This window comes from Streptomyces sp. NPDC006193 (assembly GCF_040613915.1).
In the GTDB taxonomy this organism is placed as follows: Bacteria; Actinomycetota; Actinomycetes; order Streptomycetales; family Streptomycetaceae; genus Streptomyces.
In genome coordinates this window covers 18,060-29,543 of the sequence record NZ_JBEXTB010000035.1, presented here as the reverse complement: position 1 = coordinate 29,543, position 11,484 = coordinate 18,060, and the positions used below count along the sequence as shown (strand labels likewise).

Annotated in this window: 10 protein-coding genes; 9 read left to right on the top strand and 1 reads right to left on the bottom strand. The window is 75.6% G+C overall.

The genetic code is table 11. From position 1 onward, the window contains the following. Positions 1-10 precede the first annotated feature (10 nt). From ABZ261_RS25570 to ABZ261_RS25530, 9 genes are all read left to right on the top strand, one after another. A complete protein-coding gene (locus tag ABZ261_RS25570) occupies positions 11-1,354 on the top strand; it encodes a ThuA domain-containing protein (RefSeq protein WP_356862979.1) in 1,344 nt (447 codons plus the stop codon). Positions 1,355-1,456: 102 nt separating this feature from the next. Then, positions 1,457-2,581, top strand: coding sequence for an inositol-3-phosphate synthase (locus tag ABZ261_RS25565; protein ID WP_356862977.1), 1,125 nt, complete (start codon positions 1,457-1,459; stop codon positions 2,579-2,581). Beyond that, on the top strand, positions 2,578-3,735 hold the full coding sequence (locus ABZ261_RS25560) for an SCO3242 family prenyltransferase (protein ID WP_356862976.1): 1,158 nt from the start codon (positions 2,578-2,580) through the stop codon (positions 3,733-3,735). Before ABZ261_RS25565 ends, ABZ261_RS25560 begins: the two co-directional genes overlap by 4 nt. Then, entirely contained in the window at positions 3,732-4,847 is a 1,116-nt protein-coding gene (locus ABZ261_RS25555) for a sugar phosphate isomerase/epimerase family protein (protein WP_356862975.1), read from the top strand. The genes ABZ261_RS25560 and ABZ261_RS25555 overlap by 4 nt, the downstream gene beginning before the upstream one ends. Beyond that, positions 4,844-5,527, top strand: a complete 684-nt coding sequence (locus ABZ261_RS25550; protein ID WP_356862973.1) for an EboA domain-containing protein — start codon at positions 4,844-4,846, stop codon at positions 5,525-5,527. Before ABZ261_RS25555 ends, ABZ261_RS25550 begins: the two co-directional genes overlap by 4 nt. After that, a complete protein-coding gene (locus ABZ261_RS25545; protein ID WP_356862972.1) occupies positions 5,527-6,441 on the top strand; it encodes a TatD family hydrolase in 915 nt (304 codons plus the stop codon). The genes ABZ261_RS25550 and ABZ261_RS25545 overlap by 1 nt, the downstream gene beginning before the upstream one ends. A gap of 3 nt (positions 6,442-6,444) precedes the next feature. Further along, positions 6,445-7,614 (top strand): metabolite traffic protein EboE, encoded by a 1,170-nt coding sequence (gene eboE / locus ABZ261_RS25540; protein ID WP_356862970.1) that lies wholly within the window; start codon positions 6,445-6,447, stop codon positions 7,612-7,614. Next, a complete protein-coding gene (locus ABZ261_RS25535; RefSeq protein WP_356862968.1) occupies positions 7,611-9,191 on the top strand; it encodes an alkaline phosphatase family protein in 1,581 nt (526 codons plus the stop codon). The genes eboE and ABZ261_RS25535 overlap by 4 nt, the downstream gene beginning before the upstream one ends. After that, entirely contained in the window at positions 9,188-10,342 is a 1,155-nt protein-coding gene (locus ABZ261_RS25530) for a TIM barrel protein (RefSeq protein WP_356862966.1), read from the top strand. The genes ABZ261_RS25535 and ABZ261_RS25530 overlap by 4 nt, the downstream gene beginning before the upstream one ends. Positions 10,343-10,521: 179 nt before the next feature. Here ABZ261_RS25530 and ABZ261_RS25525 read toward each other — a convergent pair whose 3' ends face one another. Then, the gene (locus ABZ261_RS25525) at positions 10,522-11,412 is read right to left on the bottom strand and encodes a neutral zinc metallopeptidase (RefSeq protein ID WP_356862964.1); all 891 of its coding nucleotides are present in this window, start codon (positions 11,410-11,412) and stop codon (positions 10,522-10,524) included. Between the last annotated feature and the right edge of the window lie 72 nt (positions 11,413-11,484).

Here is an 11,484-nt window from a genome sequence, read left to right as displayed (position 1 = left end):
AGTGAGTCGTATGGCGACACCAGCACGCACAGCGACCGCCGTCGTCGGAGCCGCCCTGCTCCTCGGCTGCGTGACGGGACCGGCCGCGTCCACGACCGGCGCCCCGTCCCCCGACGAGCGGGTGCTCGTCTTCTCCAAGACGGCCGGCTACCGGCACGACTCGATCCCCGAAGGCGTCGCCGCCGTGCAGGAGCTCGGCGCCACGGCCGGCTTCGCGGTCGACGCCACCGAGGACGCCGGGGCGTTCACCGCGGCGAACCTGCAGCGGTACGCCGCGGTCGTCTTCCTGTCCACGACCGGCGACGTCCTCGACGGCGCCCAGCAGCGCGCCTTCGAGGGGTACATCCGGGGCGGCGGCGGGTACGTCGGCGTGCACGCCGCCGCCGACACCGAGTACGACTGGGCCTTCTACGGGGGCCTGGTCGGCGCCTACTTCCGGTCGCACCCGGCGGTCCAGCCGGCCCGGGTGGACGTCGAGGACCGCGGACACCCGGCGACCGCCGCGCTGCCCGGGGTCTGGAACCGCACCGACGAGTGGTACGACTACCGCTCGAACCCCCGGGCGCGGGCCCGCATCCTCGCCACGCTCGACGAGTCGTCGTACACCGGCGGCGCCATGAACGGCGACCATCCGATCGCCTGGTGCCAGACCTACCAGGGCGGCCGCGCCTTCTACACCGGCGGCGGCCACACCGGGGAGTCCTACGCCGAACCCGCCTTCCGGCAGCACCTGCTGGGCGGGATCCGCTGGGCGACCGGCGCCGCACAGGCGGACTGCCGCCCGGAGACCGGCTACCGGCCGCTGTTCGACGGCACCCGGGAATCGCTGACCGACTGGAAGCAGGCGGGCCCCGGCTCGTTCACCCTCGGCGACGACGGCACGCTGACGTCGACCGGCGGCATGGGCCTGCTCTGGTACGCGGGCAAGAGCTTCGGCGCGTACTCCCTGAAGCTCGACTGGAAGACCGCCGGCGACGACAACTCCGGCGTGTTCGTGGGCTTCCCGCCCTCGGACGACCCGTGGTCGGCGGTGGACAACGGTTACGAGATCCAGATCGACGCCACGGACGTGCCCGAGAAGACCACCGGATCCGTCTACGGCTTCCGGTCCGCCGACCTGGACAAGCGCGATCGCGCGCTGAACCCGCCGGGGGAGTGGAACACGTACGAGATCCGTGTGGAGGGCGAACGGGTCCGCATCTATCTCAACGGTGTGAAGATCAACGACTTCACCAACACCGATCCGGCCCGGAGCCTGCGTGACGGGCACATCGGCCTGCAGAACCACGGAGCCGACGACACGGTGTCCTTCCGCGACGTGCGGATCAAGGAACTGCCCGTGAAGGCCGGCTGAGCGGCGGCGGACGGGGGACTGCGGACCCCCGTCCGCCGTGCCGGCCCCACCGCTCCGGCACTCGCACGCTGCCCGGGATCGCGCACGACAAGGAGGCTGCCCATGTCCGCGTCCCTTCCCCCCGCCCGAGTCGGTGTCTGGCTGATCGGAGCACGCGGCTCCGTCGCCACCACCGTCGTCGCCGGGTGCGCCGCCGTCACCGCGGGTCTGCATCCGCCCACCGGGATGGTCACCGAGACCGCCCCCTTCGCCGGCTGCGGCCTGCCCGGCCTGCCGTCCCTCGTCTTCGGCGGGCACGACACGCTGAGCTGCCCGCTGCCCAAACGCGCCGAGGCGCTCGCCGCCGGCGGCGTCCTCCCGCACGGCCTGCCGTCCGCCGTCGCCGCCGAACTCACCGCCGCCGACCGCGAGATCAGAGCGGGCGGCCCCCTCCCCGGAGACACGCGCGACCCCGAGGACCTGGTGACGGCGTTCGCGAGCGACATCCAGGACTTCGTGCACCGCCACGGCCTCGCCCGGGCCGTCGTGGTCAACGTCGCGTCCACCGAGCCCGCACCGACCGGCCGGGACCTTCCCGCCAGCTCCCTCTACGCCGCAGCCGCCCTGCGCGCCGGCTGCCCGTACGTGAACTTCACGCCCTCCACCGGCCTGCAGCACCCGGCGCTGGCACGGGCGGTCCAGTCGTCCGGCCTCCCCTACGCCGGACGCGACGGCAAGACCGGTCAGACGCTCCTGCGGTCCGTGCTGGGCCCGATGTTCGCGCAGCGCGCCCTCGCGGTACGCGCCTGGTCCGGCACCAACCTGCTCGGCGGCGGGGACGGCGCCGCCCTGGCGGACCCCGCTGCCGCCGCCGCGAAGAACGCGGGCAAGGAACGCGTCCTCGCCGACACGCTCGGCACCGCCCCCGAGGGGCAGGTCCACATCGACGACGTGCCCGCCCTCGGCGACTGGAAGACCGCCTGGGACCACATCGCCTTCGACGGCTTCCTCGGCGCGCGCATGGTGCTCCAGACCACCTGGCAGGGCTGCGACTCGGCCCTGGCCGCGCCCCTGGTCCTGGATCTGGCCCGGCTCACCGCCCGGGCCCACGAGGCCGGGCTCACCGGTCCCCTCGCCGGCCTCGGCTTCTACTTCAAGGACCCGGTGGGCCAGGGCCCCTCCGCCCTCGGCGAGCAGTACGCGGCCCTCGTGCGGTTCGCGCGGCGGCTGCGGGAGAGCGACCGGTGAGCCGCCGGCCCGGCCCGCCGGCCCGCCCCCGCCTCACCGCCTGGGCGGAACTCCTGCGGGTGCCCGCCCTGTTCACCGTCCCCGGTGACGCCCTGGCCGGCGCGGCCGCGGTCGCCCCGCGCCCCGGCCCCCGCACCCTCCTCGCCGTCGGCTCCTCCCTCCTCCTGTACGAGGCGGGCATGGCCCTCAACGACTGGGCCGACCGCCACGAGGACGCCGCGGAACGCCCGCACCGCCCCCTCCCGTCCGGCCGCATACGCCCGGCCGCCGCGCTCGCCGCGGCCGGCGCCCTCACCGGCGCCGGCCTGGCCCTGGCCGCCCGCGCCGGCCGCCCCGCGCTCGCGGTCGCCGTCCCCCTCGCGGGCACCGTCTGGGCGTACGACCTCGCCCTGAAGCACACCCCGGCAGGCCCGGCGGCGATGGCCGCGGCCAGGAGCCTGGACCTGCTCCTCGGCGCCGCGGCCACCGCCGGGCGCACCCGCGAGGCCCTCGCCCCCGCGGCGCTGCTCGGCGCCCACACCCTCGCGGTGACGGCGGTCTCCCGGCAGGAGGCCCGGGGAGGCTCCTCGCGGGCTCCTCTGGCGGCACTGACCGCGACCGGCGTCCTGACCCACCTGCTGAGCCGCCGCCGCACCCGGCCGCGGACGCCCGGGGAGCCGGCGCGCAGCACGCCGGCCCCCGGCCCCGCCGGGCATCCGCACCACCCCTTCGCACTCCCGGCGGGCCGAGGGGCAGCAGCCGCCCCCAGCCCGCCGGGCCCACCGCCCGCCGCGACCCGCACGGACGCCGGGACACCGGTGCGCACCGGGACGGGAGCGGCCGCGGACCCGCGCACCGGCTCCCCGGCGGGCACCGCCGGCCGGGCAGGCCCCGGACGGTCCCCGGCGCACCGCGCCCCCCGGCCCGCCGCGGGTGACGTCCTGCCGGCGGCACTCGCCGTCGCGTACGCCGCGACCGCCGGCCGGCCCTACCTCCATGCCGCGCTCAACCCCTCGCCCCCGCTCACGCAGCGGGCCGTCGGCGGCGGCATCCGCGCCATGATCCCGCTCCAGGCCGCACTGGCCGCCCGCTCCGGCGCCCGCGCCACCGCGCTGCTCACCGCCGCCCTGGCCCCGGCGGCACGGAGGTTCGCGAGGAAGGTGAGCATCACATGAACGCCGCAACCCCGGCCCCCGAGCCGCCGGCCGGGCACCCCGCCCGGCACAGCCCCACCCCCGCCGCGGCCACCGCCCCGCAGCGCCGGATCCGCCTCGGATACGGCACCAACGGCCTCGCCGACCTCCGCCTCGGCGACGCCCTGGACCTGCTCGCCGACCTCGGCTACGACGGCGTCGGCCTCACCCTCGACCACATGCACCTCGACCCGCTCGCCCGCGACCTCGCCGCCCGCACCCGCCGGGTCGCGCGGCGGCTGGACGCGCTCGGCCTGCAGGTCACCGTCGAGACCGGCGCCCGCTACGTGCTCGACCCGCGCCGCAAACACGGGCCCTCGCTGCTCGACCCCGACCCGGACGACCGCGCCCGCCGCGCCGACCTGCTGATCCGGGCCGTGCGCGTCGCCGCGGACCTCGGCGCCCACGCGGTGCACTGCTTCAGCGGCGTCCCCCCGGCCGCGACGGACGAGGACACCGCGTGGGCCCGGCTGGCGCGGACACTCGCCCCGGTCCTGGAAGCGGCCGCAGCCGCCGGTGTCCCGCTCGCCGTGGAACCCGAACCCGGTCATCTGCTCGCGACCCTCGCCGACTTCCACCGCCTCCGCCGGACGCTCGGCGACCCGGACGCCCTCGGACTCACCCTCGACATCGGCCACTGCCAGTGCCTCGAGCCCCTGGCTCCCGCCGACTGCGTACGCGCCGCCGCCCCCTGGCTGCGGCACGTGCAGATCGAGGACATGCGCCGCGGCGTCCACGAGCACCTCCCGTTCGGGGACGGCGAGATCGACTTCCCGGCCGTCCTCGCGGCCCTCGCCGCCACCGGGTACCAGGGCCTGACCGTCGTCGAACTGCCCCGCCACTCCCACGCCGGCCCCCACTTCGCCGCGCACTCCCTGGACTTCCTCCGCCGGGCCGCCGCGTCCGCCGGGCACCCCCTGCCGGACACCCCGGCCGCGGACACCCCGGCCCCGGACACCCCGGCCCCGGGCCCGGCAGACCCCACCGAAGACCCCGCCCGCCACCCGCGACGGACTCCCCACACCGGCGGCACCCCGCCTCACGCACGCCTCGCCGGCGCGCCCGGCGCCGGCCCCGAAGGGAGAACCCCGTGACCGACCCGCACACGCACCCGGGCACCACCCTCGCCCGCATCCGGCCGGACGACCTCCGTGCCCGCCTCGCCGCCCGGCTCGACGACGCCGCCCGGGACTGGCTCGACCAGGCGCTGGGCGAAGCGGCCGCCCACCCCGGCGCCCGCGGCCCCATCTCGGTGTGGGAACTGCGCATCGCCGAGGCCGGCCGGCGCTGCGGCCCCGAACACGCCGACGTCGCCCGGCTCCTGATCCTGCACGCGGCCCGCGCGGACGCGGCCGCCCTGACCCGCGTCTACCGCCAGGGCACCGCCGCCGAGCGCCGCGCGGTGCTGCACGCCCTGCCCCACCTCGTGCCGGGCCCCGACGCCCTGCCGCTGGTCGAGGACGCCCTGCGCACCCATGACACCCGGCTCGTCGCCGCCGCCGTCGGCCCCTACGCCGCCCGCCACCTGGACGCCCACCTCTGGCGGCACGCCGTCCTGAAGTGCCTGTTCACCGGGGTGCCCGTCGACGAGGTGGCCGGGCTGCCGCAACGCGCCCGCGGCGACGCCGAACTGGCCCGCATGCTCCGCGACTACGCCGCGGAGCGCTCCGCGGCCGGCCGCACCGTGCCCGGCGACCTGTACCGCGTTCTGGCCCTGACCGACCCCACGGCCACCCGGCCCCACCCGGACGGCACCGACGGCGAGGAGTCCTGATGCGCATCTTCGACCCGCACATCCACATGACCTCCCGGACCACCGACGACTACGAGGCGATGCATGCCGCGGGGGTGCGCGCGGTGGTCGAGCCCGCCTTCTGGCTGGGCCAGCCCCGCACCTCCCCGGCGTCCTTCCGCGACTACTTCGACTCCCTGCTCGGCTGGGAGCCCTACCGCGCCGCCCAGTACGGCATCACCCACCACTGCACCCTGGCCCTCAACCCGAAGGAGGCCAACGACCCGCGCTGCACGCCCGTGCTGGAGGAGCTGCCCCGCTACCTGGTCAAGGACCAGGTCGTGGCGGTCGGGGAGATCGGCTACGACGCGATGACGCCGGCCGAGGACACCGCGCTGGCCGTGCAGCTGCAGCTGGCCGCCGACCACGGGCTGCCGGCCCTGGTGCACACTCCGCACCGGGACAAGGCGGCCGGGCTGCGCCGCACCCTGGACGTGGTGCGGGAGTCCGCACTCGCCCCGGACCGGGTGCTGGTCGACCACCTGAACGAGACGACGGTCCGCCGGGCCAAGGACAGCGGCTGCTGGCTGGGCTTCTCCGTCTATCCCGACACCAAGATGGACGAGCGGCGCATGGTGGAGATCCTGCGCGCCTACGGGACGGAGCGGGTGCTGGTCAACTCCGCGGCCGACTGGGGCAGAAGCGACCCGCTGGGGCCCCGCAGGGTCGGTGACCTGATGCTCGCCGAGGGCTTCGGCGAGGACGACGTCGACCGGGTGCTGTGGCGCAACCCGGTCGCCTTCTACGGCCGAAGCGGCCGTCTCGTCCTCGACGTACCCGAGACGGCCGCGACCCACGAGGGGAACTCCGTCCTGCGCGGCGAGCTGCGGGACGACGGCCTGCGGCCGGACCGGGACGGCGAGCACCGCGGCGGCGTCCCGGTACCGGAGGGGTGACCCGTGCGCTTCCGCCATCCCGACGGGTCCACCGTCCACGTCGCCTACTGCACCAACGTGCACCCGGCCGAGACCCTCGACGGCGTCCTCGCCCAGCTCCGCGACCACTGCGAACCCGTACGCCGGCGCCTGGGCCGCGACCGGCTCGGCATCGGGCTGTGGCTGGCCGAGGACGCCGCCCACGCCCTCGTCAGCGACCCGTCCGCGCTGCGCGGCCTGCGCTGCGCGCTCGACCGGCGCGGCCTGGAGGTCGTCACCCTCAACGGCTTCCCCTACCAGGGCTTCGGCGCGGAAGAGGTCAAGTACCGCGTGTACCGGCCCGACTGGGCCGACCCCGAGCGGCTCGCCCACACCACCGCCCTCGCCCGGGTCCTCGCCGGCCTCCTGCCGGAGGACGTCACCGAAGGCACCGTCTCCACCCTGCCGCTGGCCTGGCGCACCGCCTACGACGACGAGCGTGCCAGGGCCGCCCGCACGGCCCTGCTCACCCTGGCCGAACGCCTCGACGCCCTCGACGACCTCACCGGCCGCTCCATCCGCGTCGGCCTGGAGCCCGAGCCGGGCTGCGCGGTGGAGACCACCGCCGACGCCATCGCCCCGCTCACCCGGATCGGCCACCCCCGCATCGGCGTCTGCGTCGACACCTGCCACCTCGCCACCTCCTTCGAAGACCCGCACACCGCGCTCGCCGCGCTCGCCGCGGCCCGCGTCCCCGTCGTCAAGTCCCAGCTCTCCGCCGCCCTGCACGCCGAACACCCCCGCCTCCCCGAGGTCCGCGCCGCGCTCGCCGCCTTCGACGAGCCGCGCTTCCTGCACCAGACCCGCACCGCCACCGCCACCGGCCTGCGCGGCACCGACGACCTGGGCGAAGCCCTGGCCGGCGGAGCCCTCCCCGACACCTCCCCGTGGCGCGCTCACTTCCACGTGCCCCTGCACGCGGCTCCCGCCGCTCCCCTCACCTCCACCCTGCCCGTGCTGCGCGCCGCGCTGACCGGCCTGGTCGGCGGCCCGCACCCGATGACCCGGCACCTGGAGGTGGAGACCTACACCTGGCAGGCCCTGCCACCCGGACTGCGGCCACGGACCCGCTCCCAGCTCGCCGACGGCATCGCCGCGGAACTCGCCCTCGCCCGCGACCTGCTGACGGACCTCGGCCTGAAGGAGCTCCCATGAGTTACTCCGACGCACCGCCCGGTGGCCCCGTCCCGCTCCTCGTCCTGGACGTCGTCGGCCTCACCCCCCGTCTGCTGGACCACATGCCCCGGCTGAAGGCGCTCGGCCGGTCCGGCTCCCGCGCCCCGCTCGGCACGGTCCTGCCCGCCGTGACCTGCGCCGTCCAGTCCACCTTCCTGACCGGCGCGCACCCCGGCGAACACGGCGTCGTCGGCAACGGCTGGTACTTCCGCGAACTCGGCGAGGTGCTGCTGTGGCGCCAGCACAACCGCCTCGTCGCGGGGGACAAGCTGTGGGACGCCGCACGCCGCGCCCACCCCGGCTACACGGTCGCCAACATCTGCTGGTGGTACGCCATGGGCGCCGACACCGACATCACCGTCACCCCCCGCCCGGTCTACCACGCCGACGGCCGCAAGGAACCCGACTGCTACACCCGCCCACCGGCCCTGCACGGGGAACTCACCGAGAAACTCGGCACCTTCCCGCTGTTCCACTTCTGGGGCCCCGGCGCCGACCTCGTGTCCAGCCGCTGGATCATCGACGCCACCCGCCACGTCATGCGCACCCGCCGCCCCGACCTGATCCTCGCCTACCTCCCCCACCTCGACTACGACCTGCAGCGCTTCGGCCCGGACGACCCCCGCTCCCACAAGGCGGCCGCCGACCTGGACGCGGCCGTGGCGCCGCTGCTCGACGAGGCCCGCGCGGCGGGCCGCACCGTCGTCGCCCTGTCCGAGTACGGCATCACCCGCGCCGATCGCCCCGTCGACGTCAACCGCGCCCTGCGCCGCGCCGGCCTGCTCGAGGTGCACACCCAGGACGGCATGGAATACCTCGACCCGGCGGCCTCGCGGGCCTTCGCCGTCGCCGACCACCAGATCGCCCACGTCTACGTCCGCAGACCCGAGGACCTGGCGGCCACCCGGGCGGTCCTCGCCGACCTGCCCGGCATCGCGTGCCTCCTGGACGACGAGGGCAAGAAGACCCATCACCTCGACCATCCCCGCTCGGGCGAACTGGTCGCCGTCGCGGAACCGGACGCCTGGTTCACGTACTACTACTGGCTGGACGACGCCCGAGCGCCCGACTTCGCGCAACTGGTCGAGATCCACCGCAAACCCGGCTACGACCCGGCCGAACTGTTCCTGGACCCCCTCGATCCCTACGTCAGGGTCAAGGCGGCGGGCGCGGTGGCCCGCAAGAAGCTCGGCCTGCGCTACCGCATGGCGGTCGTGCCGCTGGACCCCTCGCCCGTCCGGGGCAGCCACGGCCGCCTTCCCGAGAGCGACGACGACGGTCCGCTCATCCTGTGCTCCACCCCCCGTGCGCTCGGCGACCGCGTCGCGGCCACCGAGGTGAAATCCCTGCTGCTCCGCCTGGCCGGTCTGTCGTTGACACGGTCCGACGAGCCACCGGCCGGCGCCCCCAGCGCTCCCGGACGCGCCCCGGGCACCGGTTCGCTCCCCGCGCACCGGGCGCACCCACCGGCGCCGACCGGCACCGTCCCCGGCGCGGCCGGACACCCACCGGCACGCCCGCCAGCCGCACACCGACCCGAAAGGGAGACCTCGTGACCGCCTCGAACGACGGATCCGGAACCGGCGACGCCCTGCGCCGCACCCTCGGCATCAGCCGCCGCCGCTTCCTCAGCACCTGCACCGCCGCCGCCACCGCGGCCGTCGCCGCACCCGTCCTCGGCTCCTCACCCGCCCTGGCCCAGGACCGCGGCCGGGACCGGCGCCACGGCGGCGACGTCCTCGTCCCTGCGGACCGGCGGGGCATCATCCTCTACACCGTCCGGGACGCGACGGGCCGCGACCCGCTCGCCACGGACCTGCCCTCCGGCTTCCGCGAGGTCTTCGCGCAGCTGTCGCGCTACGGCTACCGGCAGGTGGAGTTCGCCGGATACGGCCAGCACGCCAACGCCCCCGGCGGCGCCGACCTGGAGTCGGTCGCGGGCGCCCGGCTGCTGCGCTCCTGGCTCGACGCCCACGGGCTGCGCGCGCAGGGCAACCACGGCTTCATCCCGTCCTCGTGGCCCCTGACGACCGCCGACCTCGACACCTTCAAGAAGCACCTGGAGATCGCCAACATCCTCGGCATGGACCACATGGGCACCGGTGGCGACCCCACCGGCAGCGCCTACCGCGCCGACTGGGACGTGGCGGCGGACAAGTGGAACACGCTCGGCGAGATCGCCCGGCGCGCGGGCGTCAAGCTGTACACCCACAACCACGACGCGGCCTACGACTTCCTGCTCGACGGGGGCCCGCTGGACGACCGGGGCCGCCCCACCCGCAGCTCCGGCATCCGCAGACTGGAGTACTTCCTGAAGGTCACCGACCCGAAGTCCGTGTGGCTGGAGATGGACGTCTTCTGGGCGCACGTCGCCCAGTACAAGTTCCGCACCTACACCGCCCACGACGGCTCCACCCGGGAGAGCGTCTTCGACCCGGCCGGGCTCGTCGAACGCCACAACAGGCGCTACCCGCTCTTCCACGCCAAGGACGGCACGGTCGACACCACGAACGGCATGGGCTACGAGATGGTGCCCTTCGGCACGGGCGACATCGACTACACCGCGTTCTTCTCCCGCGTCGGCACACGGCACCATCCGATGGTCGAGCAGGACGACGCGCCGAGCGCCACGGACCCCGGCCAGTCGCTGAGGTACGCCCGGATCGGCTACGACAACCTCGCGGCCCTGCGCAGGAGGTGCCGCTGACACCGGTCGCGCCGGCGCGGCGTCCGCCCCGCTCGGATGCCGCCGCCGGCGCACCGCCGCTCCGCCCCCGCCGCTCCGCCCTCGTCGCGCCGGCCGTCGCAGGCGCCGGCCGGTCGCAGGCCGGTCGCAGGCGCCGCGGGCGGACGCGGTGTGTCACCGCCGTGCCGTCCCGGCGGCGCTCAGCGGAAGGTGTCGCACCGGTCCATGTCCCCGGTGCGGCGGCCACGCTCGAACCACTGCTGACGCTGTTCGGCCGAGCCGTGGGTCCAGGTGTCCGGGGTCACCCGCCCCTGGTACCGCTCCTGGATCCGGTCGTCGCCGACGGCCGCGGCCGCGTCCAGCCCGTCCCGGATGTCCGCGTCCGTGAGGCTCGTGATCAGCGGCCTGCCCGTGGACTCGTCCGCGGCCGTCGTCGCGTGGTGCGCCCACACGCCGGCGTAGCAGTCGGCCTGGAGCTCCGTCCTGACCGAGGCGCTGTCGGCGCCGGTCAGCCCGTCCCGTGACTTCTCCAGCGTGCCCTCGAGGTCCTGGACGTGGTGCCCGTACTCGTGTGCCACCACGTAGGCCTGGGCGAAGGGCCCGCCGGTCGCCCCGAACTTCGTCCGCAGTTCGCGGAAGAAGTCGAGATCGAGGTAGACCTTCCGGTCACCGGGGCAGTAGAAGGGCCCCACCGCCGACGTGGCGGCGCCGCAGGCCGTGTCCACCTGCCGGCTGAAGAACACCGTCGGCGCCGCGGTGTACGAACGGTGGCGGCGCCGGAACTCCTGCGTCCAGTAGTCCTGGACGCTGTTGACCACCGCCACGATGCGGCAGTCGTCCTTGGTGTTGGCGTCCTGCCCGGTGCGGCAGGACTGCTCCGCCCGGCCGGGGGAGGACATGGCCGGTGCGGGCCCGCCGCCACCGGAGGGCGATCCCGGCCCGTCGGGGCCGATGCCGAACACCAGGGCCACGACCAGCGCGACGAGGCCGGCGATGCCGCCGCCGATGGCCGCTCCGCCACCGGGGATCCGGCTGCCGCGCACGTCCTCCACCTCGGAGGCGTCCAGACGGGCGTTGTCGTCGAACTGCATGGAGGCCACCTTCGGGGTACGTCGTTGCCAGGTCGCTGCTCCGTGTACCCCGTTTGCCGTGCCCGGCGTCCT